20 protein-coding genes and 1 pseudogene are annotated in these 23173 nt (G+C 43.5%); 14 read left to right on the top strand and 7 right to left on the bottom strand.

Annotation, left to right across the window (positions count from 1 at the left end; all coding sequences use genetic code 11):
- Window positions 1–188: 188 nt before the first annotated feature.
- Window positions 189–929 (bottom strand): 4'-phosphopantetheinyl transferase family protein, encoded by a 741-nt coding sequence (locus NXS07_RS10090; protein WP_038204866.1) that lies wholly within the window; start codon window positions 927–929, stop codon window positions 189–191.
- A gap of 212 nt (window positions 930–1141) precedes the next feature.
- On the opposite strand from NXS07_RS10090, the gene galE reads away from it, so the two are divergent.
- Together galE and NXS07_RS10080 are read left to right on the top strand one after the other, a co-directional pair.
- Entirely contained in the window at window positions 1142–2158 is a 1017-nt protein-coding gene (gene galE, locus NXS07_RS10085; protein ID WP_012989845.1) for a UDP-glucose 4-epimerase GalE, read from the top strand.
- 140 nt (window positions 2159–2298) lie between these two features.
- Window positions 2299–2991 carry an O-methyltransferase gene (locus tag NXS07_RS10080; protein WP_038222751.1) on the top strand — a complete coding sequence of 231 codons (693 nt, stop codon included), beginning with the start codon at window positions 2299–2301 and terminating at the stop codon, window positions 2989–2991.
- A gap of 193 nt (window positions 2992–3184) precedes the next feature.
- Here NXS07_RS10080 and NXS07_RS10075 read toward each other — a convergent pair whose 3' ends face one another.
- Complete coding sequence (locus tag NXS07_RS10075; protein ID WP_258086676.1) at window positions 3185–3643, bottom strand: membrane-associated Zn-dependent protease 1; 459 nt, start codon at window positions 3641–3643, stop codon at window positions 3185–3187.
- Between the two features lie 100 nt (window positions 3644–3743).
- The gene (locus NXS07_RS10070; protein ID WP_258086675.1) at window positions 3744–4649 is read right to left on the bottom strand and encodes a lipase family protein; all 906 of its coding nucleotides are present in this window, start codon (window positions 4647–4649) and stop codon (window positions 3744–3746) included.
- Window positions 4650–4961: 312 nt separating this feature from the next.
- Here NXS07_RS10070 and NXS07_RS10065 point away from each other — a divergent pair, with 312 nt between their 5' ends.
- The 4 genes from NXS07_RS10065 (at window position 4962) to NXS07_RS10050 (ending at window position 8900) form a co-directional block, all read left to right on the top strand.
- On the top strand, window positions 4962–6332 hold the full coding sequence (locus NXS07_RS10065) for a pyridoxal-phosphate dependent enzyme (protein WP_258086674.1): 1371 nt from the start codon (window positions 4962–4964) through the stop codon (window positions 6330–6332).
- 18 nt (window positions 6333–6350) lie between these two features.
- A complete protein-coding gene (locus NXS07_RS10060) occupies window positions 6351–7511 on the top strand; it encodes a trans-sulfuration enzyme family protein (protein ID WP_258086673.1) in 1161 nt (386 codons plus the stop codon).
- A 198-nt stretch (window positions 7512–7709) separates the two neighbouring features.
- Window positions 7710–8216: a peptide deformylase gene (def, locus tag NXS07_RS10055; RefSeq protein ID WP_038196992.1), complete on the top strand. Its 507-nt coding sequence runs from the start codon at window positions 7710–7712 to the stop codon at window positions 8214–8216.
- Window positions 8217–8468: 252 nt separating this feature from the next.
- Window positions 8469–8900, top strand: a complete 432-nt coding sequence (locus tag NXS07_RS10050) for a hypothetical protein (protein ID WP_038197013.1) — start codon at window positions 8469–8471, stop codon at window positions 8898–8900.
- Window positions 8901–8956: 56 nt separating this feature from the next.
- On the opposite strand, the gene mutH is transcribed toward NXS07_RS10050, so the two are convergent.
- The 4 genes and pseudogenes from mutH to leuA form a co-directional block, all read right to left on the bottom strand.
- Window positions 8957–9637 carry a DNA mismatch repair endonuclease MutH gene (mutH, locus tag NXS07_RS10045; RefSeq protein ID WP_038209060.1) on the bottom strand — a complete coding sequence of 227 codons (681 nt, stop codon included), beginning with the start codon at window positions 9635–9637 and terminating at the stop codon, window positions 8957–8959.
- 588 nt (window positions 9638–10225) lie between these two features.
- A pseudogene (locus tag NXS07_RS10040) lies at window positions 10226–10318 on the bottom strand (hypothetical protein); the annotation flags it as partial.
- Window positions 10319–10484: 166 nt separating this feature from the next.
- The gene (leuB, locus tag NXS07_RS10035) at window positions 10485–11606 is read right to left on the bottom strand and encodes a 3-isopropylmalate dehydrogenase (protein ID WP_258086672.1); all 1122 of its coding nucleotides are present in this window, start codon (window positions 11604–11606) and stop codon (window positions 10485–10487) included.
- 2 nt (window positions 11607–11608) lie between these two features.
- Window positions 11609–13201, bottom strand: coding sequence for a 2-isopropylmalate synthase (gene leuA, locus NXS07_RS10030; protein WP_038209065.1), 1593 nt, complete (start codon window positions 13199–13201; stop codon window positions 11609–11611).
- A gap of 968 nt (window positions 13202–14169) precedes the next feature.
- On the opposite strand from leuA, the gene leuO reads away from it, so the two are divergent.
- The 8 genes from leuO to ftsL all read left to right on the top strand — a co-directional run bounded on the left by leuO (window position 14170) and on the right by ftsL (window position 23158).
- Window positions 14170–15117 carry a transcriptional regulator LeuO gene (leuO, locus tag NXS07_RS10025; RefSeq protein WP_038196988.1) on the top strand — a complete coding sequence of 316 codons (948 nt, stop codon included), beginning with the start codon at window positions 14170–14172 and terminating at the stop codon, window positions 15115–15117.
- A 322-nt stretch (window positions 15118–15439) separates the two neighbouring features.
- Complete coding sequence (locus tag NXS07_RS10020) at window positions 15440–17275, top strand: AMP-dependent synthetase/ligase (RefSeq protein ID WP_238125287.1); 1836 nt, start codon at window positions 15440–15442, stop codon at window positions 17273–17275.
- A 193-nt stretch (window positions 17276–17468) separates the two neighbouring features.
- Window positions 17469–19196, top strand: coding sequence for an acetolactate synthase 3 large subunit (gene ilvI / locus NXS07_RS10015; RefSeq protein WP_258086678.1), 1728 nt, complete (start codon window positions 17469–17471; stop codon window positions 19194–19196).
- Window positions 19197–19198: 2 nt separating this feature from the next.
- Window positions 19199–19690, top strand: coding sequence for an acetolactate synthase small subunit (gene ilvN / locus NXS07_RS10010; protein WP_038196985.1), 492 nt, complete (start codon window positions 19199–19201; stop codon window positions 19688–19690).
- Window positions 19691–19778: 88 nt separating this feature from the next.
- On the top strand, window positions 19779–20786 hold the full coding sequence (gene cra / locus NXS07_RS10005) for a catabolite repressor/activator (protein ID WP_038196984.1): 1008 nt from the start codon (window positions 19779–19781) through the stop codon (window positions 20784–20786).
- 648 nt (window positions 20787–21434) lie between these two features.
- Window positions 21435–21893 carry a division/cell wall cluster transcriptional repressor MraZ gene (mraZ, locus tag NXS07_RS10000; RefSeq protein ID WP_038213382.1) on the top strand — a complete coding sequence of 153 codons (459 nt, stop codon included), beginning with the start codon at window positions 21435–21437 and terminating at the stop codon, window positions 21891–21893.
- A gap of 2 nt (window positions 21894–21895) precedes the next feature.
- Window positions 21896–22840: a 16S rRNA (cytosine(1402)-N(4))-methyltransferase RsmH gene (gene rsmH / locus NXS07_RS09995; protein ID WP_038257630.1), complete on the top strand. Its 945-nt coding sequence runs from the start codon at window positions 21896–21898 to the stop codon at window positions 22838–22840.
- A complete protein-coding gene (gene ftsL / locus NXS07_RS09990; protein ID WP_038222764.1) occupies window positions 22841–23158 on the top strand; it encodes a cell division protein FtsL in 318 nt (105 codons plus the stop codon).
- Window positions 23159–23173 lie beyond the last annotated feature (15 nt).

Below are 23173 nucleotides of genomic sequence, written 5' to 3'. Positions count from 1 at the left end.
CATTAGTGGACGCGGTAAGTCAGTGTATTGTATTACCGACTATAACAAAAGTGCAGATAATTTCATTGATTAACTTAGCTAAAGCAAATCTAATTATAGAAGTCAGGCATAGAGGCAGTATTAGCCTGCCAGATTAAATCCAGTGATAAGATGCCAGCCAAACACTAACTGGCATACCTCACTAACCCTTAACCAACCAAATACGTCAGCACCTGCTGCTGCGGCATCAACACAAAACTTCCATGAAATTGCGAGCCAGCCTGATATTCATCAGATAACGTTTTCAGCAATTTGATGCTCACTGTGCGATGACTGCAATCAATGGCTGTAATTTCAGCGGCATGAAAATCAAAAAAACGTTTTACATGGGGATAGAGCGCCTTGAAAAGGCTCTCTTTGATGGAAAAGGTAAGAGTAAATGCTTGAGCGAAAGAGAGTGTACATTCTTTCAGTAATTCGGCTTCGGTTTCATTAATGACAGTGCGTGAAACACTATCGATAGTATCCTGTTTAATTTCTTGTTCGATATCCACCCCAATTATCTGATATGTCTCGCGGGAAGCGGCAAAAACAATGGCGCAGTTGGCGGAGTGCGACAGGGAGCCGCAAATCTTATCAGGCCAGACAGGAGAGCGATCTGGCGCATTTATGACCTGAAATTCAGGATAGTCCATGCTATTTAAGATCTGTTGAGTGCAGTAGCGAGCCGCCAGATATTCAGCTTTCCGCTTGTTTACTGCGTTCTGTAGCCTTGCTGGATAGGTAATACCGTACTTATCAAATAAAATATCCTGATAGCAAGCCTGATCATAATAAGTTTGCATTACCTGAATATCAGGGTATTTGGGTAAGTTGCCTCTCTGAATGACGGTGAAGAAGGGATCATCGATGGCAGTGGTTTTAACTGGGGTAAAAGTAATTTCTTTCATGATCAATAGAATATTATGGGTGAGTTATTATCTATTAATTTTGCCATACTTTAGCGCTTGTTCACTAACTTACTGACTCTTTTTATACTCTTTCTTGTTATCATTTTTATTGTGTGAAACAGTGACACTAACAGAAACTGGCACGCGGAAGAATGTGATATCGTGTTTATTGGATCTTTGTATGAGTCAATCAGATTGAAAAAGAGGTTAATGTGGAAATATTAGTGACAGGTGGAATGGGATATATCGGCAGTCATACTTGTGTTCAGATGATGGAAGCGGGAATGACGCCGATCATTATCGATAACCTGTGCAATGCCAATCGCGAAGTATTGGCGCGCATTGCGGCATTGACGGGTGTGATGCCCCTGTTTTATGAAGGGGATATTCGTGATGAATCATTCCTCGATACTATTTTTTCCCGCCATCAAATTCAGTCGGTGATTCATTTTGCAGGTTTGAAGGCGGTTGGGGAATCCGTCGCTAAACCTATTGAATACTATGATAACAATGTCAATGGCACGCTGGTGCTGATGCGCAGCATGCATAAAGCGGGCGTAAAAAGCATTATTTTCAGTTCATCAGCAACGGTGTATGGCGATCCGGAGATCGTTCCAATTACAGAGCAATCCGCCGTAGGGAATACCACTAACCCTTATGGCACCAGCAAGTATATGGTTGAGCGCTGTCTGTCTGATCTTCATCACGCCGAAAGTGATTGGTCGGTAGTATTGTTACGTTACTTTAATCCGGTTGGTGCACATCCTTCTGGCACTATGGGCGAAGATCCGCAGGGCATTCCTAATAATTTGCTGCCATACATTGCTCAAGTGGCAGTAGGCCGCAGAGAAAAGCTGTCCGTTTATGGCAGTGATTACTCAACGCATGACGGTACAGGCGTTCGCGATTATATCCATGTTATGGATTTGGCTGATGGGCATATTGCGGCACTGAATGCCGTTGGCAAGAAATCAGGTCTGCACATCTACAATCTGGGAACCGGAAAAGGGACTAGCGTATTGGAAATGGTCACGGCATTTAGCCACGCTTGTGGCAAACCTGTTCCTTATGAAATTTGTCCGCGTCGTCCGGGTGATATCGCCGAATGTTGGTCAAGCCCAGAAAAAGCGGAACGTGAGCTGGGCTGGAAAGCCAGCCGCACTCTTGTTGAAATGACGGCTGATGCATGGCGCTGGCAATCTCAAAACCCTAATGGTTATACCCAATAGGCTTCAAAAGGGAATCCCTCTCCTGAGTCACGTCAGCGTGAAGGTGGGGGAGGATGGTTAAACAGATACTGTGAATTTCTGCATTATTACCTATTTCTTTACCGACTGTTGTTATCCATCGCAATAAGAGGAGTGTGGTCATGAGTTCTAACCCGCAGCAAGAAACTAACCCGCAGCAGTGGACTGCCGTTGATCATTATCTCAAAAAAAGTTTATTAAAATCGGCACCGCATCTCGAAAAGACACTCGAATATAATGTCAGCCAAGAATTGCCTGCCATTGATGTTTCCCCGCTTATGGGGCAGTTTTTAAGGATGATGGTGCAGATCAGCGGAGCAAAACGTATTCTCGAAATCGGTACGTTGGGCGGTTACAGTTCCCAATGTATGGCTAAGGAATTACCGGATGACGGGCTACTTGTCACATTGGAAAAAGAACCCAGAATGGCTCAAGTTGCGCAGCATAATATCGACCAGGCGCAGCTTGCACACAAAATAAAGATTATTGTGGGAGATGCTCGTGAAACCTTGCCGACGCTGGTCACTGAGCCATTTTTTGATCTGATTTTTATTGATGCGGATAAGCAAAGCAGTGAATTGTATCTCGATTGGGCCATTAAGCTGGGACATCCGGGAAGTATTATCATCATGGACAATGTTGTTCGTGCCGGGGCTATTTTGCATCAGCAGCGTGATGAGCAGGTTGAAGGTATGCGTAAGTCGTTGGATACCATGCTTAACCGTCCTGAAATCACAGTAACGGCTTTACAGACAGTCGGTGAAAAAGGTTGGGATGGCTTTGCGTTATTACGGATAAACACGGAAAATCATTAAGCTGTAATGCCCTCGATTTTTCGGATAGTTATCTGTGCATAAACATTGAAGATGAGTATTAAGGTTTACAAAAAGGATGGCTTATTTAAATCATAAACCATCCTTTAAAATAATAAATGAGCATGGAGTCTTTAATAAGACTGATAATTAATCGATAGTTTCTAAAGAACAACTCATTAAATAAAACGTAATATTATTGTTTTTTGACCGCAATTTTTTCAGATTTTCTAGCTAACTGACAGGCTTTACGTTCATCAGGCTCTCGGTCTTTAATCACTTTTGCTGTTTCATCCACGGTAGGGAGGGCAAAACCCATATCATCATAAGCACCAAAACCAATCAGGCGATAGCCACTTAGTTGGGTATTTACGGGAATGCGGAATTCTTTTTTCTCTCCCGGTGCCAGTGATTCAAATGATTGTACTGTCGGAGCCTGAGGTTCACATTTGGTATTCAGAGGTAAAACCGCCAGATAGCCTCCTGCTACTGGTTTATCGCCTTTATTTTCCAGCATGCCCCCTACAAAGAATTTGCCATTGGCTCCCAACCCCATGTGGAACAACAGGTGCGCTTCGCCTTTCGCCCATAAGGCAGAGCTAAACAGGCTACCCGCCAGTAACATCGCACCGTATGTGTAACTACGCCATTTCATTTTTATTCTCCTATTGAGTGAATTCCTAACATGAAATAGGTATTGCAGTGGTTAGAAAAAAAATCAAGTTAATCTGGCTGATATCAATTTGTATATCGGGTTATTTATTCATATTTACACAATGACGACTAGCTGCGCCATTACCTGTTGTAACTCGTGTGAATTCATCTGGATCTAATATAGCAATGTAGCTGGTTAAATAGTGGTTGCAACCTATGCTGTCAGCTATGCTCAGGGCCTCCGGAGAATTAAGGAGGGTGATCTTAGGTAGTGATTTATATTCGTAGTCCCATTGCTGAGAAATATCAAGTCCCTGAAAATCAGGCGGTAAATTGGGAACGATATCTTTTGCATAGTTGAATACTTCATAGTGGCTAAAATTATTATCAACATATTCAACAAATTCATTATTTCCGGGTCTCGGGCAAGCAAACAAACAGGCAGAATGATTGGGTGCTAAAAAAGCGATATCACACATCAAATAAGAAGCGATGGCGGCTCCAAGACTATGAGCGAGTATTGTGAATTGGCCGTTTATGCCTATGATTTGAGTAATCGCATCGGCCAGTTTTAGTTGGCTATAATCGCAATCACATTCAGAATTAAACGCAATGAGTTTCAGTGAGTCGTAAACGCTATAAAAACCGCGGCTTACTTTCCGTTCTGGGGCACTAGACCAAGGCGATGTAAAAATGGCAATGATATCATGGAGATCCTCCAGAAGGTTTGTGTCATCCGTTCCTCGGAATATAATGACATACTTTCCCGGTGCGTCCTTCTTCTCTGCAATATATCCGTAACAGATACTCTTCGGCAATGTGAACAACATTTTTTTTTCTACTGAGAAAGAGGTGTCATCTCCGGAAATATAAGCGATAAGATTCCATCCATCCTCTTTGATACGTGGATCAGCAGGGGGAGTGGGATTATTGTAATATTTTTCATTCATATCATATGCGTACATGATTAATGATGCCAATTTTGCTGCTTCAGTGTGCGTATACATAACATATCTCCTCTGTATTATAGAAAAAGTCGAAAGATGATATTTCATCTTGAAGAAATTGTAGGGAATTTGGGCGTGTAGTGTAGAATTTTAGAGCGCCATTGATGATCTATTGATGTTAAAGAAATACCCTTTTCATCGGGTTGGCCAGGTATTTAGTAAAAATAACGACCTATCTATTAATATAGAATTAATCACATTTTGTTATATATAGTTTTTATTTGTTCTTTTAAATTCATTGCCATGCAGCGTTATTCTTTACCAATCTGAAAGTTTTAGTTTGCAAATATCACTGATTATCAAGAGGCTAATATGGCTGTACCACGTTCGGTTCTTGAACTGATTGGGAATACTCCGCTACTGGAGCTGACCCATCTGGATACTGGCCTATGCCAGTTGTTTATCAAGTTGGAGAACCAAAATCCGGGTGGCTCTATTAAAGACCGAGTAGCTCTTTCAATGATTGAAAAGGCTGAAAAGCAGGGATTGTTGCAGCCAGGTGGAACCATCATTGAAGCGACAGCCGGTAATACCGGTATCGGGCTGGCGCTGGTCGCTGCCATGAAAGGCTATAAACTGATTCTGGTTGTGCCTGATAAGATGAGCCGAGAAAAAATTTATCACTTGCGGGCATTGGGAACGGATGTGCGTCTGACCCGTTCTGATGTTGGCAAGGGGCATCCTGAGTATTATCAGGACTACGCGCTGCGTTTGTCGAAGCAAATCAGTGGCGCCTATTATATCGATCAGTTCAACAATTCCTCGAATTCACTGGCTCATGCGACGACGACAGGCCCCGAAATCTGGCAACAGATGGAGCATAACGTGGATGCTGTGGTGGTTGGTGTGGGTTCTGGCGGTACGCTTGGCGGTTTGAGCCAATACTTCAGGGAAGTCTCCCCCGATACGGAATTTGTTCTCGCTGATCCGAAAGGGTCAATTCTGGCAGATTATGTTGAGCACGGCCGTTACGATGAAGCCGGAAGTTGGTTTGTTGAAGGTATTGGCGAAGATTTTATCCCGCCGCTCGGGGATTTTTCTCAAGTTCAGAATGCCTATCGGATTACTGATTCAGAAGCCTTTTCCAGCGCCAGAGATTTGCTCCTGCAAGAGGGCATTCTGGCGGGTTCATCTTCAGGAACTTTACTGGCCGCCGCTCTACGTTATTGCCGCGCCCAGAAGACGCCAAAACGGGTGGTGACGTTAGCCTGTGACAGCGGTAACAAATATCTGTCGAAGATGTTTAATGATTACTGGTTATTGGAGCAAGGGTTACGTTCACAGCCACAAGAGAACGATTTGACTGATTACGTCACTTATCGTTATCGGGATGGTGCAACAGTTTCAGTTTCGCCGCAGGATACTCTGCAAATCGCTCATGGCCGAATGCGCCTGTATGACATTTCGCAGTTACCTGTGCTCGAAAATGAACAGGTTGTGGGCATCATTGATGAATGGGATTTAATGCATGCCATTCACTCAGATTCTAATAATTTCTCTTTGCCAGTCAGCAAGGCAATGACGGGTCAAGTTAATACCCTCAATAAAAAGGCTCCACTGGAGCAGTTGACTGCAACTTTTGATGCGGGTCATGTGGCTTTGATTGTGGATGATAACAATCGTTTTCTGGGTCTGGTTACCCGTACTGACGTGCTGAATGCATGGCGCCAACAACTCAATTGATTTCTCAGGAATAATTTAATGACTACAACTAAGTTTGATACAAAAAGCGTTCATGCAGGCTATGTCCCCGATCATACCGGCGCCGTCATGCCCGCTATTTATGCCACTTCCACTTATGCACAACCTGCTCCCGGCCAGCATACAGGCTATGAGTACTCTCGCAGTGGTAACCCAACCCGCGATGCTCTGGAACGTGCAATTGCTGAATTGGAGAACGGTACTCGTGGCTATGCTTTTGGTTCAGGGCTGGCCGCCAGTTCTACCATTTTGGAGCTACTGGATAAAGACAGTCACATTATTGCCGTAGATGATCTGTATGGCGGGACTTACCGATTATTGGAAAAAGTCCGTCGCCGGACGGCTGGCCTGCGTGTTACGTATGTTGAAGCGGGGAATACCGCAGCGCTGGAAGCCGCCATTGAGCCTGATACAAAAATGATTTGGGTGGAGACACCAACCAATCCACTGCTGAAACTGGCTGATCTGGCTGCCATTGCCCAGATCGCCCAGCGCCATAAGATTATCAGCGTGGCGGATAATACTTTTGCATCTCCCTATATCCAGCGTCCTCTTGATTTAGGTTTTGACATTGTTGTTCATTCAGCAACCAAATACCTGAATGGCCATTCCGATGTTGTCGCGGGTCTTGCCGTGGTGGGGAACAATGCTGAACTGGCGGAACAGGTTGCTTTTCTGCAAAATTCCATTGGTGGCATTCTCGATCCTTTCAGCAGTTTCCTTGTCCTGCGTGGAATACGGACGCTGGCGCTGCGTATGGAGCGGCATATCGATAATGCAGAGAAGATGGCACATTGGCTGGAGCAGCAACCTCAAATAGAGAAAGTGTTTTATCCGGGTCTGGCTTCCCATCCTCAGCATGAATTGGCGAAACGTCAGATGCAGGGTTTTGGTGGCATGATTTCCGTGGTGTTGAAAGGCGATGATGACTATATACGCCGAGTGATTAAGGAACTGAAATTATTTACGTTGGCAGAAAGTCTGGGTGGAGTAGAAAGTTTGATTGGCCAGCCATTTACGATGACCCATGCCTCGATTCCACTGGAAAAGCGTCTGGCATCAGGTATCACACCCAGATTGATCCGTATTTCAGTCGGTATTGAAAATTCAGAAGATTTGATTGCTGATTTTGCTCAGGCGTTAGAAAAAGCCAGCCTGTAACAAAAATAAGATAATGAAAAACAGAATGCCAGCCGTTCTTCCTCGGTTGGCATTTTTGTGCTGCTCTTTTTTAGCGATTGTCTTATTGCCTTCTGCTGTAAATTATCCCTAAATATCTACTTGAGGATAAGGTATTATTCCTGCTGAATAAGGCAAAAAACTGACGTCAGATACCCAGTGAAAAGAGGATGATGTGTTATGGCAATTTTAAATATACTCACGATCCCTGATGAAAGATTGAGACAAAAATGTGTTGATGTCACGCATGTTGATGAAATACAAACATTGATTGATGACATGCTGGATACAATGTATGACACAGATAATGGCATTGGTTTGGCTGCACCGCAGGTTGGCCGAAAAGAAGCGGTTCTGATCATTGATATCTCACCCAATCGGGATCAGCCGATGGTGTTAGTCAATCCCAAGATTGTTGAAAAAGAGCGTCGGGTCGTGAATCAAGAAGGATGTCTGTCTATACCGGGATATTACGCGGATGTAGAAAGATTTGAAAAAGTGAAAGTGGAAGCACTGGATCGTCATGGCAAGTCTATTACGGTGGAAAGTGAAGATTTTCTATCGATTGTTATGCAACATGAAATTGATCATTTGAATGGCATTATTTTTATTGATTATTTGTCACCCTTGAAAAGGCAGATGGCGCTGAAAAAAGTAAAGAAATTTTTGAGTAATAAGGCAAGTTAGCTATATAACGGGAAAGAAAAATATCACCATTCGTTTCATGGTAATATTATTCCTTCACTCAATATTTTAATTTTATATATCAGAGTTATTTAAATTATTAATGATAAATAAAAATAAAAAAGATACAAATTTATTTATAAATAATAATTATGCGGATTTAAGTACGGAATTTTGTGCTGTTTTAAATTATAGTGGGCAATGTTTATCTACCTGAATTTTAATAAAATTATAGTTAATGATATAAAAGAGGGAATGATTGTGGCTGGAAAAAATGATATTACATTTTATCAACAACCCAATTTTACTATCAGCTTGAGTTTGATAGATACAACTGATGCTAAGATTGGCGCCTATTTGATGATACTTGATGCTGAAGGAATCAATAACGCGCAGGTTTTCTCGATTAAAAGTGGAAGTGAAATGGAATATGTTCACATTCCATCAACAGCCAGCAGTAACCAACTTACATGCTCCATTTATATCAAAAAAGTGGACAATGGCAGTTATCCGCTGGTTGGCACTTTCTATCTTCGCTATCATCCAGCATCTGGGATTGTTGATATTACCGAAGTGAAAATATCGCCGGGAGCCCTGTTGAATTTGGAAGTAGACAAAGTCGATAACACTAAATTTCACTTTAAACTGCAAGCGAAGCAATGCAATCAGGCTATTACGTCAATATAATGAATTAGGCAATGGATGAATGTCCATCAAAAACGGACGCGATATACGCATTGTTTTCATAAGAAAAAATAACGAGCCAGCAAGGGGGCTGTGAAGTTTTTTTTCAAATAAAAACCGCGGGGAAGTGTCATGATGGGTTGACCAAATTCTCCAATCGCTTCTGTCAACGCTCGGCTATTGGCGGCTTTTGGACGTAATTGCAACACTTCTCCGTGACGTGCGGTGATATTCTCAACTTTGCCCAATACGATCAAATCCATTAATTCTTCCCAATCACGTCGCAATAGCTCTTCTTCAATCGGATCGGGGCTCCAGAGCAGTGGTGAACCGACACGGCGTTCGGCAAGTGGGATTTCCCTTTCCCCTTCAACAGGTATCCACAGGACACGCGATAATTTACGCTTGACGTGGCAATTTTCCCATCTAATGCCACTATTGCCCGTTAAAGGTGCAACGCAGACAAAGGTTGTTTCCAGTGGTGAACCTTTCTTATCTACAGGGATGGTTTTTAGTTCAATGCCAATATGTTCGAAATCTTGTTCTGGTTTACTGCCTGCACTTGCGCCCAAATAATACTCAAGCAACATGCCAACCCAACCTTTATCCCGTTTTAGATCGGGAGGAATGGGCAGATTGGCCTGCGCAGCTAGCTCACCCATTGACAAACCCGCCAGAGAATTAGCTCGTTCGAGTAGTTGTTGTTCATTTTCAGGTGGACTGGGCGGTGTAAAGTACATGTTTATCGCATATATTTTTGATGGTTAAAAAATGTTCAGTATGATTATGGGAAATCATTATGAACTTATCATTATGATGATTGCCTTGATAATAGCATGATATGCAAGATTTTTTAATTGGTGTTCACCGTATTAAAAATAGTCTTGTTATGATTGTTCACCTATTCCCAGCGATAATAAACAGGATCTTACACTATGTTATCCACAGATTTCTGGGATAAGTGATAAAAATTGAGATCACTGGTTTGATTTACAGCTCTGTTAACCCTTGTTTTCTACAAAAATAGACGATTTTTGCTTAACTAAAAGGCATATCCTGTGGATAAAATCATCATTGATTGATATTTGCTCAGTGTGAACAGAATAGGAAATTATGATGACTGATATCGCTTGTGAAAAAGAGAATAAAATGCATTAAGATAATGAAAAATAATAAATATTTATTTAAGTTTATGACGCGTTATAAAATATGAAAGAAAAATATACCCGTCTTACCCCTGTCTTTTTCACATACATATCCACAGAAAAAGTGAATAAAATAGTGGCCGTCAGACTAAAAATGTTTATAACTTTAGCTTTTTCTGTGAATTATCCTTGCGGCGGTGTAAACCACGCAGATTTAAAGTCAAACCATCCGAACGTGTTCATTTTTACTCCCCTCATGCTACGCTGCACCTGAATTTTTTTAACAAAGGTATTTTATAGTAGGATGAAATGATGGCACCTCATCCTACTCGATATAGGTAGGTAGTGTCTGCTTTCAACGCAGAAATGCAGGTTGATGCTGTAATGCCTGTCCGATGTTATCGAATCTATTTACCATGCAGTGGCGCAAAGTGTTGGCACCTTAAATTTCTTCTGCAATATAACGTGCAATGATATCGCCCATTTCATCGGTACTGACTGCTTTGTCATTACCTGCTAAATCTGTTGTGCGATAACCTTGCTCCAGTGCATGGTTAATGGCTTGCTCAATGGCGTCTGCGGCATCATCACGCTCAAAACTGTAACGCAGTAACAGCGCGATAGATAAAATCTGAGCGATGGGGTTGGCAATGTTTTTGCCTGCAATGTCAGGTGCTGATCCGCCCGCTGGCTCATATAAGCCAAACCCTTTTTCATTCAGGCTGGCGGAAGGTAGCATCCCCATTGAACCCGTGATCATGGCGCATTCGTCGGATAAAATATCACCAAAAATATTGGAGCATAGCAGAACATCGAACTGAGCCGGATTTTTGATCAATTGCATGGTGGCGTTGTCGATATACATGTGCTGGATTTCAACATCAGGGTAAGCTTTCGCGACTTCGCTGACGACTTCACGCCACAGTATAGAACTCTGCAAAACGTTCGCTTTATCAATGGATGTAACTTTATGACGACGTTTGCGGGCGGATTCAAAAGCGATACGGGCGATCCGTTCTATCTCGAAACGATGGTAGATTTCGGTATCAAAAGCCCGCTCATATTTTCCTTTTCCTTCCCGTCCCTTGGGTTGACCAAAATAGATGCCACCCGTCAGTTCACGAACACATAAAATGTCAAAACCTCTCTCCGCGATATCTTGGCGAAGTGGGCAAAAAGATTCCAAACCCGCATATAAGCGCGCCGGGCGTAAATTGCTGAACAGTTTGAAGTGCTTGCGCAGTGGCAGCAACGCACCACGCTCCGGCTGTTCTGCGGGGGGCAAATGTTCCCATTTGGGGCCGCCAACGGAACCAAATAGAAGTGCGTCGGCTTTTTCGCAACCGGCGATGGTTGTTTCAGGCAACGGGCAACCATGATGATCAATCGCAATGCCCCCTATGTCATATTCGCTGGTTGTAATGTGGAGGTTAAAGCGCCGGCGGATTGCATCCAACACTTTATAGGCTTGTTTCATGACTTCGGGGCCAATACCGTCACCAGGCAAAACCGCAATGTGATAACTGCCAGACTTTTGTTTGTGTGTAGTAGGGTGGTTTGACATTGTTATGCAGTTTCCTTTGTATTGTTATTGGGGAAATTGTTTTGGGAGGTATTGCTTTGTATGCGCTGTTTTTCTTTTTCGACTTGTTCTGCCTGCCAGATGCTATTCAGAATGGGGATCATGGCTTTGGCGGAGGATTCAATGATATCTGTTTCCAATCCCATGCCGTGGAAACGGCGCCCAGAATGTTCCACGATAATATTGACCTGACCGAGAGCATCTTTCCCATGTCCTTTGCCAGTCAACTGGTAGGAGATAAGTTCGAGTGAATATCCGGTAATGCGGTTGATGGCTTGATAGATCGCATCAACAGTCCCATTGCCTGTAGCGGCTTCAGATTTGATTTCATCCCCGCAGGCCAGACGCACGGTCGCCGTTGGAACGATGTTGGTGCCGGACTGGGTGCTGAAATAATCCAGACGGTAATGTTCATTCTCTTGTTGTTGTTGATTGATGAACACCAGTGCTTCCAGATCGTAATCAAACACCTGGCCTTTTTTGTCTGCCAGACGCAGGAAAGCTTTATACAGGGTATCCAGATTATAATCCTGCTCCTGATAGCCCATTTCAGACATCCGGTGTTTCACGGCGGCACGGCCAGAGCGGGAAGTCAGGTTCAATTGGGTATCTTTCAGCCCGATGGATTCCGGCGTCATGATTTCGTAGGTTTCGCGGTTTTTCAGGACGCCATCCTGATGAATGCCTGATGAGTGAGCAAAGGCATTACTGCCGACAATCGCTTTATTGGCCGGAATCGGGGTATTACAGATTTGGCTGACCAATTGGCTGGTGCGGTAAATTTCTTTGTGGTTGATATTAGTGTGAACACCTAATATTTGTTGGCGAGTTTTGATTGCCATGATCACTTCTTCCAGCGAACAGTTCCCCGCGCGTTCTCCTAAGCCGTTGATGGTGCCTTCAATCTGACGGGCTCCGGCCTGAACCGCTGTAATCGAGTTCGCCACGGACATGCCTAAATCATCATGGCAATGGACAGAAATAATCGCTTTATCAATATTGGGTACTCGATCAAATAAATTTTGGATAATGCCGCCAAATTGATAAGGCGTGGTATAGCCAACGGTATCGGGAATATTAATTGTGGTTGCGCCCGCTTTGATTGCCTGTTCAACAATGTGACATAAGTTGTCGATATTCGAACGGCCGGCATCTTCGCAGGAAAATTCAATATCGTCGGTGTACTTGCGAGCACGCTTGATGGAACGAACGGCCATTTCGACAACATCGTCAAATTCTTTTTTCAATTTATGTTCGACGTGCAGGCTGGAGGTCGCCAAAAACAGGTGCAGGCGGAAGGCTTCCGCGACTTTCAGGGCTTCGGCGGCAACATCAATATCATTATCAACACAACGGGATAATGCACAGATACGGCTGTTCTTGATCTCACGGGCGATGGTTTGAACCGACTCAAAATCTCCTGGGGAAGAAACGGGGAACCCCGCCTCAATAATATCCACCCCGAGTCTTTCCAGTGCATAAGCGATTTGCAGCTTTTCTTTTACACTCAGGCTGGCCTGTAATGCCTGCTCGCCATCGCGCAGTGTGGTATCGAAGATAATAACTTGCTGGCTCATGTTGTGCTCCTATCAATAGATTATTGTGTTTGATTCTTGAGCGCCGAGCCGGTATAAAAAAACCGCGCTCGGCGCGGTTTTTTCACATCTGATGGAGGTTAACTCTGTCTTTCCCCTACCAGCATACCGCGCACATTAAAGGCGATGAGTAGTAGGCTTAGTAGGCGAATAGTGTGAATCATGTAAGCTAACCTTTATAAATCTGTTAATCGAGTATGATGACCTAAGGACTTTTATTGATACGTTATCTTCAAAACAATGTCAAGCGACACAAATATGAGTCAAGAGTGAATGATACTCACCTTTGGTCATTTACTGAGCTACTTTTAGTTTTGGTGACTATTTTTTACATTTTTAGCAATGTTTTTATCTATTATTTGTATCTATATATGAAGTAAAATTCGGCTCTAATGGATAATAAATAGGGTATCTGTTATTTTATACAGTTGTTTTGTGCAAATGTTCACTGATGGATTAACAGACAGGGATGAGATGGATGTTCACCGCAGTGTTTCTAGGCTAAGAAAACATAACCATATAGAATATTAATAAGATGTACCTCAATATATTGGAAGAACTGATTTTTGGTTAATATAGCCTGATAATTTTTCTGATAGATAGAAGGAACACCATTATTTTATTATGAATTGTTTCTACTCGTCATTCTGACATTATTGGTTGCGCATTTTTACGCGTAAGTGACTAATGTAATTCGAGTTATTTCTATTCATACATAAAGTATTAATATTCATGCTTATAAGAATATTATCGTCGTATAAATAAGAATGCATTGGTTATGCATATTTATTTTTGTACAAGGAAGGATCTCAATTTAATTTCTAACAAATTGGGGTGATTGATCTTATTAATTGGTATGGCGGTTTACTGTGTCAAAATGTTGCATTGGGACACTGCCAATATTCCGTTATTTAATGAGGTCGCTGCAATAAATTTAGTGGAGTGAAATAATGACTGGATATAATTCAGTAACGACAAGAAGAAAAGAATCATGTGAAGTGCAATTGCGCAGTGTGGATCTCAATTTGCTTACTGTGTTTGATGCTGTAATGCAAATGCAGAACATTACACGTGCGGCTCAGGCACTGGGAATGTCACAACCGGCTGTCAGTAATGCGGTAGCTCGCTTAAAAACTATGTTTGATGATGAGTTGTTTGTGCGCTATGGCCGTGGCATTCAACCAACGGCAAGAGCAAAACAGCTCTTTGGGCCACTCAGACAGGCACTTCAAATTGTCCATAATGAGTTGCCTGGCGTGGGGTTTGAGCCCGATAATAGTGCGAGGGTATTTAACCTCTCTATTTGCAGCCCGCTTGATATTCGTTTAGCTGCCCAAATTGTTGGGGAAATAAAAAAACATTCGCCAAATATTGAAGTTGTCATTAAAACACAAATCAATGGCAATATTGAGAAACAATTAAAATATCAGGAAATAGAATTCGTTATCAGTTATATACAATTAGATCAGCCTGATTTTCATAATTCTCCATTGTTTAATGATGAATTGGTTTTGGCCGTTTCCAAAACGCATCCTCGAATCGGTAAACGCATTAATCAGCAGCAATTGCAGGAAGAGAGGCATGCAATTGTGGCATTGGATAATGTGGATTCATTCAGTAAACCTTACTATGAAAGTAATGAATTGTTGCGTTCTGTTTCTTATCAGGGTACGGATTTAAATAGTGTTCTCAATATCGTGTCTCAGACGTATTTAGTCGCTATTGCACCGAAATGGATGGTTGAGCATTATTCTGAACAGTTAAATATACGTGCGATACCTTTGCCCAACGGTCGAATCTCCCGCCCCTGCTATTTGATATGGCACGGTTCGACAAACAGAGATAAAGGTCATCAGTGGATGAAATCGTTACTGAGCAATCTTGGTGAACAGGAATAGAACAAAATGCACGACGCTGCCAGAATTTGTTTCATCAGGTGTCATTTTGTCTGACGTCATGGTAACAAGCATTATTATTGCAAATAATTAAGATTATCTAATGTAACTGATTGTCGGAGAGCGTGTGCGGTCTTACTGTTCTGCCTTTATGACGATATTTATCTCTATTTATCCCTAGCTATCCGATAAATCCTGTAAAACTTCCCCCCTTAGGGGGGAGAAGAGAGTAAAAATACGCTTTCCCCTTCTACCAGGAATAGGTAGACTGCGCGAAAATAGCGAACACCTGTAAGCTGAAAAGCAGTCAGTGTGCTTGCTGAGTATGATAAACCTAAGACTTATACAGGAATATATCGTGATAACAGATTCCCTGCATTCCTATCACCTGATCAACCGGTTGCAGCAGCAAACCATTGAATATCCCGAAAAAATTGCATTCAGGCAATGGTCACCATCAGAGCAGCTTGAAATGAGTTGGCAAGACGTTACTTATAGAACGGAATCCATCGCAAAAGCTTTGTTGTCACTGGGTATAGAAATTCAGGAGAAAGTCGCTATTTTTGCACATAACTGTATTGCATGGTCATTGGCTGATTTGGCCGTTCTTCAGTTACGTGCGGTTACAGTCCCTCTTTATGCGACCAGCAGCCGTGATCAGGCTACCTTCATTCTTAAGGATGCCGGTGTGCGGGTACTGTTTGTTGGTGAGCAAGAACAATATAATGTTGCGATGACATTGCTGGAATTGTGCCCTCAACTCAATCATCTTATTGTGCTGGACGAGTCCGTTGACTTGAAGGGCTGTCCGCAGGCGCAGCATTTATCTGCCTTCATTGCCAATGACCATACACAATATCAGCCAGAGCTTGATAACCGCATTGCAGGGCAGGATTTAAATGATCTTTTCACCTTGATCTACACCTCCGGTACAACGGGAGAGCCAAAAGGAGTGATGTTGGATTACCGCAATATCGCTTCGCAGCTTTACTTGCATGATCAGCGTCTGACACTGACCAGAGAGGATGTATCACTTAGTTTTTTACCGTTGTCCCATATCTTCGAGCGCGCATGGAGTTACTATGTCATGCATACAGGAGCGCTTAATGTCTATTTAACTGACACCAATTCTGTGCGTGAGGCGATGGCTGAAGTACGCCCAACTGTGATGTGCGCTGTTCCCCGTTTTTATGAAAAAGTGCATAGTGCAATTCTTGAGAAAGTTTCCCGTGCGCCATTTTTGCGCAGGATGATTTTCCGCTGGGCGATAAAGCGGGGAGAAAGCCGCTGGATGCGTCAGCTACAGAATAAAAAAGCGTGTCTCTTCTCTCTCTGTAGTGATCAACTGGCCGACAAACTGGTGTTGAGCAAGCTCCGTAACATATTGGGAGGACGCGTGCGTTTTTTACCCGTGGCAGGAGCACGCCTTGACGATGCTATTGCCCGGTTTTTCCTGTCTGCCGGCATTAATATCAAATATGGTTACGGCATGACAGAAACTTGTGCCACGGTGTCTTGCTGGGAAGAGAAAAACTATCTTCCAGGCTCGATTGGCACACCATTGCCGAGCATTGATGTGCGCATCAGTGCCGAAGATGAAATTCAGGTACGTGGCCCTATTGTGATGAAAGGCTATTTCAACCGGCCGGAAGAAACGGTTCATACTTTTACCGAAGATGGCTGGCTGCGTACGGGGGATGCAGGGGGGTTGGATGAAACAGGCAATTTGTTCATCACTGAGCGCCTGAAAGATTTGATGAAAACCTCGACGGGAAAATACATTGCTCCGCAAATGCTTGAGGGGACTTTGGGACAGGATCGTTTCATTGAATATATTGCGGTTATTGCCGATTCCCGTAATTTTGTTTCTGCGTTGATTGTCCCCAGTTATGATGCATTAGAAGATTACGCAAAATCCATCCATCTTCATTATCGCGATCGTATCGAGTTGCTGAACAATCGTCAGATCATCGAACTGTTTGAACAACGTTTGGTGGAACTGCAAAAAAATATTGCCAAATACCATCAGGTAAAACGCTTTATCCTGCTGCCAGAAGCCTTCTCCATGGAAAAAGGCGAATTGACTCCTACACTGAAACTGCGCCGTAAGGTGATTTCGCAACATTATCACGATGAAATCGAATCCATGTATCGAGATTAATGTTCTCAGTATGTGAATTGATGTTTGCTAACGTTGGTGTCTAACGTTATGTTAATTAATCTAGTGTTATCGAATGAGCTAACACTGGATTGACTTTATATAAATAAAAAGTGGAATAAATAAGGTTGTTTTTAATGGCGATTTTATGAAGTTCCGACGATTAACTTGCAAACAGAGTCTGGAGGCAAACTCAATGGAGATGTTGTCAGGAGCCGAAATGGTCGTCAGATCGTTAATCGATCAAGGCGTTAAACATGTATTCGGTTATCCGGGTGGGGCAGTACTGGATATTTACGATGCCCTGCATACGGTGGGAGGAATTGAACATATTCTCGTTCGTCATGAACAGGGTGCTGTTCATATGGCGGATGGGTATTCCCGTTCAACGGGAAAAGCCGGGGTTGTTCTGGTGACATCCGGGCCAGGAGCAACCAATGCTATCACGGGAATTGCAACGGCTTACATGGATTCAATCCCAATGGTGGTTTTGTCTGGTCAAGTTGCCAGCTCTTTGATAGGTAATGACGCGTTTCAGGAATGCGATATGGTGGGAATTTCCCGTCCTATCGTTAAACATAGTTTTCTGGTGAAAAAAGCAGAAGATATTCCAAATACGATTAAGAAAGCCTTCTATTTGGCGACAACTGGCCGTCCTGGTCCGGTTGTTATCGATTTTCCCAAAGATACCGTCAATCCGGCACTGAAGTTTCCGTATGTTTATCCGGAAAAAATCAGCATGCGTTCTTACAACCCCACCGTTCAGGGGCATAAAGGGCAGATTAAACGGGCGTTGAAAACCCTGTTGGATGCGAAAAAGCCGGTGATCTACGTAGGTGGCGGCGCCATCAATTCGGCATGCTCATCAGAGTTGCTGAAATTGGCTGAACGTTTGCACATTCCGGTCGTCAGTTCGTTGATGGGGCTGGGCGCTTTTCCTGCCACCCATCGTCAAAGTCTGGGAATGCTGGGAATGCATGGCACGTTCGAAGCCAATAAAGCGATGCACAATTCTGATTTGATTTTTGCAGTGGGTGTGCGTTTTGATGATCGCACAACCAATAATCTGGAAAAATATTGTCCAGAAGCCATTGTACTGCACATTGATATCGATCCGGCCTCTATTTCAAAAACTGTGTCGGCGGATATTCCCATCGTTGGGGATGCCAAACAGATACTCGGCCAAATGCTGGAATTGATGAATACTCTGGAAGACACTCAGGACCCGGATGCATTGAAAGACTGGTGGCTTTCCATCGAACAATGGCGTAGCCGCAAATGCCTTGGTTACGATCGCACCACCGCGAAAATCAAGCCACAGGCCGTGATTGAAACGCTTTACCGTCTGACTAAAGGCAAGGCGTATCTCTCGTCAGATGTAGGCCAGCATCAGATGTTTGCCGCACTGTATTATCCCTTTGATGAGCCGAGGCGTTGGATCAACTCTGGTGGTTTGGGTACGATGGGATTTGGCTTGCCAGCCGCGCTTGGGGTGAAGCTGGCAAAACCTGATGCGACAGTCGTGTGCGTGACAGGAGATGGCAGTATCCAGATGAATATTCAGGAATTATCCACTGCATTGCAGTATGGCTTGCCTGTTCTGGTGCTGAATTTGAACAACCGTTTTCTGGGTATGGTGAAACAGTGGCAGGACATGATTTACGCGGGTCGTCATTCTCAATCCTATATGGAATCGCTGCCTGATTTTGTCAAATTGGCAGAGGCTTATGGTCATATTGGTGTTTCCATCCAAACCTACGAAGAGCTGGAAAATAAACTGGCTCAGGCTCTGCATGAAGTCACTGAAAACCAGCGGCTGGTTTTCGTTGATGTCACCGTTGATGAAACAGAACACGTTTATCCAATGCAGATCCGGGGTGGAGCAATGGATGAAATGTGGTTAAGCAAAACAGAGAGGACCTGATCATGCGCCGGATTTTGTCTGTATTACTTGAAAACGAATCGGGAGCGTTATCCCGCGTAGTTGGCCTGTTTTCTCAACGTGGCTATAACATTGAAAGCCTGACCGTCGCCCCTACGGAAGATCCAACGCTGTCACGCATGACTATCCAGACCAAGGGTGATGCTAAGGTATTAGAGCAAATTGAGAAACAACTGCATAAGCTGGTGGATGTTCTGCGGGTCAGTGAATTGACCGCAGGTGCTCATGTTGAACGTGAGATCATGCTGGTGAAATTGCAGGCCAGTGGCTATGGTCGGGAAGAAATCAAGCGCAGTACGGATATATTCCGTGGGCAGATCGTTGATGTGACGTCAACACTTTACACCGTCCAATTGGCAGGAACGAGTGAAAAACTGGATGCGTTTCTTGATGCCGTGCGCGATGTGGCTGAGATCCTGGAAGTAGCACGATCAGGTATTGTTGGCATCGCTCGTGGGGATAAAATTATGCGATGAAAAATTGCAATCTGCGGGTTAATATACAGATACTTAACGAGCCCTACTGTAAAGTAGGGCTTTTTCATCATCTTACTGAGGGGTTAATGTGAAACTGGATGAGATCGCCCGCTTAGCAGGGGTTTCACGTACTACGGCCAGTTATGTGATCAATGGTAAAGCCAAGCAGTATCGGGTCAGCGATAAAACAGTAGAAAAAGTGATGGCGGTGGTCAAAGAGCACAATTACCATCCTAATGCTGTTGCCGCCGGTCTTCGGGCGGGGCGTACTCGTTCAATTGGCTTAGTGATACCGGATTTGGAAAACACGAGCTATACCCGAATTGCTAACTATCTTGAGCGTCAGGCACGGCAACGTGGATACCAGCTATTGATCGCATGTTCTGAAGATCAGCCAGATAACGAAATGCGCTGTGTTGAGCATCTTCTGCAACGGCAGGTTGATGCCATTATTGTTTCCACTGCTTTGCCTCCTGAACATCCTTTCTATCAGCGTTGGACAAACCGTTCACTGCCAATTATTGCGCTTGATCGTGCATTGGACAGCGAACACTTTATCAGCGTTGTGGGGGATGACTTCGAAGATGCGAAAATGCTGGCACAGGAGCTGCGTCAATTTCCGTCAGAATCTGTTCTTTATCTGGGAGCATTGCCTGAATTATCGGTCAGTTTCTTACGTGAACAGGGGTTTCGTGAAGCATGGGAAAGTGATCAGCGTGAAGTGAACTACCTGTATGCGAACAGTTATGAACGTGACGCAGCGGCTGAAGTCTTTGCTTCATGGCTGGAAAACCATCCTGTACCTCAAGTACTCTACACAACCTCATTTGCCTTGCTGCAAGGCGTTATGGATACCCTCCTTAAGCGCAGTGGCCGGTTACCTGAGCAGTTGGTCATTGCCACGTTTGGTGATCATGAATTACTTGATTTCCTTGAATGTCCGGTGCTGTCCGTCGCACAACGCCACCGTGACGTGGCTGAATGTGCCCTTGAACTGGTATTGGCTAGTTTGGATGAAAAAAAGAGGCCAGAGCCAGGAATAACTCGAATGCGTCGTCATTTATGCCGTCGTGGAAGTCTGAGTAGAAAAGCTTGATTGAGTACCCTCATTGAACATGAGGGTGCCTTATTAATACGATCAAACTCTTTGAAATACGTTTGCTAACGTAACTTTAAGACTATTCTGACTAAAATTCTTTTGAACAGAGTTTTATGACCTGAAAATCCGATAACTTGTTACTAAAAATGGCAAGGTGAATGATCTACACGTAAAGTCAGACGATTTACATCGTTTACTTCTGTGACGGAGAGATTTTTTTATTGATTTGATATTTAATGACTTTTTATTCCCAATAGTCATTAAAGTTCAATTTGTTATTATTTTTTGTTGTGTTATAACTTAAATGTATTTTTATTACTAATAGGTTTCATTTGGGTAACAATTAGGCTGCAATGAAACTTTAGTTACATAAATTAATTTAAGTGGTAATTATTTAACCTAAATTTTTTTTCTAAGAATATACTCTCTATCGTGGTTAATTTATTTAAAATTATCATAGTGTTATCTATTATTAATATTGCCAAATCTGAAAAATCTCTCTTCTTCTCTCTGAAATCTTTCTGTAAATCTAGCTAAAGCACATGGGCTCTGGCTTGACAAGGTTTTCATACCATCCGTAAACTCTTAATTGTGGTGATTTGTGGGATAATGTGGAGATTTTTACCATCAAGGGGTAACCTGAGTATGTTTCGTGGAGCAACACTGGTTAATCTCGATAGTAAAGGGCGACTCACTGTACCTGCCCGATATAGGGAAATGCTGAATGAGGAATCTAAAGGTCAAATGGTTTGTACCATTGATCTCCATCAGCTGTGCCTGTTGCTTTACACATTACCCGAATGGGAAATCATCGAAGAAAAGTTATCTCGCCTATCCAGCATGAATCTAGCCGAACGTCGCGTTCAACGTTTGTTATTGGGGCACGCCAGTGAATGCCAAATAGACAGTGCAGGGCGCCTTTTGTTAGCCAATACACTGCGGCAGCACGCAGGGTTAACAAAAGAGGTCATGCTGGTTGGGCAATTTAATAAATTTGAATTGTGGGATGAGCAAGCCTGGTATCAGCAAGTACAGAATGATATTGAGGCTGAACAATCCACACAAGAACCTTTATCAGCAAGGCTACAGGATTTATCACTATAAATATGGCAAATAGTCATTATAAGCATACCAGTGTATTACTGGACGAAGCTGTCAATGGACTGAATATCCGAGAAAATGGAATTTATATTGACGGAACATTCGGGCGAGGAGGGCATTCTCGCCTGATTTTGTCTCAATTAGGGGCAGATGGGCGTTTAATTGCGATTGATCGCGATCCGCAGGCAATTGAAGCGTCGAAAGCCATTACTGACCCGCGTTTTTCCATTACTCATGGGCCATTTTCCGAATTGGCTACCTATATAGAAGAAGCGGGACTGGTTGGAAAAATTGATGGTGTGTTGCTGGATTTAGGGGTTTCCTCCCCACAACTGGATGATCCTGAACGTGGCTTTTCATTTATGCGTGACGGGCCGCTGGATATGCGAATGGATCCTACCCGAGGGCAATCGGCCGCAGAGTGGCTGATGAAGGCCGAAGCCGATGATATTGCATGGGTACTGAAAACCTTTGGTGAAGAACGTTTTGCCAAACGTATCGCGAGAGCCATCGTAGCTCGCAATCAGGAAGGGTCAATCACGCGAACCAGAGAACTGGCGGAATTGATTGCTCAGGCAAGCCCGGTTAAGGAAAAGCACAAGCATCCGGCGACGCGCAGTTTTCAGGCTATCAGGATCTACATTAACAGTGAACTGGAAGAAATAGAACGCGCATTGAATGGTGCATTGCAGGTTCTGGCACCGCAGGGGCGATTATCAGTCATCAGTTTCCACTCGTTGGAAGATCGCATCGTGAAGCGTTTTATCCGGCAGCATAGCCGGGGGCCACAGGTTCCAGCCGGTTTACCTCTCACTGAAGCGCAGTTAAAAGCTCAGGGGGGACGCAGCCTGAAATCAATTGGCAAACTGAAACCTTCAGAGGACGAAGTGGCAATAAACCCAAGAGCGAGAAGCTCTGTGTTGCGATTTGCTGAAAAGGCAGGTGAGTAAATGGCAGGTGAGCGTCATGGATTAGTGGGGGTCATTGGCAGGGATTTAATCCGCAATGCCAAGATCCCACTGATTTTGCTGGTAGCGGTAATCATTTCAGCTGTCAGCGTTGTGACGGTTGCCCATAAAACCCGCTTATTGATAGCGGAAAAAGAGCGCTCGGCGATTGATTTTGATTCTCTGGATATTGAGTGGCGTAACCTGCTCCTTGAAGAGAATGCCCTAGGTGATCACAGTCGTGTTGAAAATATAGCGACTGAAACATTGCATATGCAACATGTTGATCCAGCGCAAGAAAATATTGTGATAACTCAATAAGTTCAGTTGACAACT

It is taken from the genome of Xenorhabdus bovienii (assembly GCF_024721015.1).
GTDB lineage: Bacteria > Pseudomonadota > Gammaproteobacteria > Enterobacterales > Enterobacteriaceae > Xenorhabdus > Xenorhabdus bovienii.
Note: the sequence above shows the minus strand (reverse complement) of the source record. Positions and strands in the feature narration are given on the sequence as shown.

Excerpts from the sequence above, each read along its gene's own strand:
- NXS07_RS10065 (WP_258086674.1), top strand. The coding sequence starts at position 4,962 with ATGGCTGTACCACGTTCGGTTCTTGAACTGATTGGGAATACTCCGCTA.
- mraZ (WP_038213382.1), top strand. The coding sequence starts at position 21,435 with ATGTTTCGTGGAGCAACACTGGTTAATCTCGATAGTAAAGGGCGACTC.
- ilvN (WP_038196985.1), top strand. The coding sequence starts at position 19,199 with ATGCGCCGGATTTTGTCTGTATTACTTGAAAACGAATCGGGAGCGTTA.
- NXS07_RS10075 (WP_258086676.1), bottom strand. The coding sequence starts at position 3,643 with ATGAAATGGCGTAGTTACACATACGGTGCGATGTTACTGGCGGGTAGC.
- NXS07_RS10020 (WP_238125287.1), top strand. The coding sequence starts at position 15,440 with ATGATAAACCTAAGACTTATACAGGAATATATCGTGATAACAGATTCC.
- NXS07_RS10050 (WP_038197013.1), top strand. The coding sequence starts at position 8,469 with ATGATTGTGGCTGGAAAAAATGATATTACATTTTATCAACAACCCAAT.
- def (WP_038196992.1), top strand. The coding sequence starts at position 7,710 with ATGGCAATTTTAAATATACTCACGATCCCTGATGAAAGATTGAGACAA.
- leuA (WP_038209065.1), bottom strand. The coding sequence starts at position 13,201 with ATGAGCCAGCAAGTTATTATCTTCGATACCACACTGCGCGATGGCGAG.
- NXS07_RS10070 (WP_258086675.1), bottom strand. The coding sequence starts at position 4,649 with ATGTATACGCACACTGAAGCAGCAAAATTGGCATCATTAATCATGTAC.
- ftsL (WP_038222764.1), top strand. The coding sequence starts at position 22,841 with ATGGCAGGTGAGCGTCATGGATTAGTGGGGGTCATTGGCAGGGATTTA.
- leuB (WP_258086672.1), bottom strand. The coding sequence starts at position 11,606 with ATGTCAAACCACCCTACTACACACAAACAAAAGTCTGGCAGTTATCAC.
- ilvI (WP_258086678.1), top strand. The coding sequence starts at position 17,469 with ATGGAGATGTTGTCAGGAGCCGAAATGGTCGTCAGATCGTTAATCGAT.
- rsmH (WP_038257630.1), top strand. The coding sequence starts at position 21,896 with ATGGCAAATAGTCATTATAAGCATACCAGTGTATTACTGGACGAAGCT.
- mutH (WP_038209060.1), bottom strand. The coding sequence starts at position 9,637 with ATGTACTTTACACCGCCCAGTCCACCTGAAAATGAACAACAACTACTC.
- leuO (WP_038196988.1), top strand. The coding sequence starts at position 14,170 with ATGACTGGATATAATTCAGTAACGACAAGAAGAAAAGAATCATGTGAA.
- NXS07_RS10080 (WP_038222751.1), top strand. The coding sequence starts at position 2,299 with ATGAGTTCTAACCCGCAGCAAGAAACTAACCCGCAGCAGTGGACTGCC.
- NXS07_RS10060 (WP_258086673.1), top strand. The coding sequence starts at position 6,351 with ATGACTACAACTAAGTTTGATACAAAAAGCGTTCATGCAGGCTATGTC.
- NXS07_RS10090 (WP_038204866.1), bottom strand. The coding sequence starts at position 929 with ATGAAAGAAATTACTTTTACCCCAGTTAAAACCACTGCCATCGATGAT.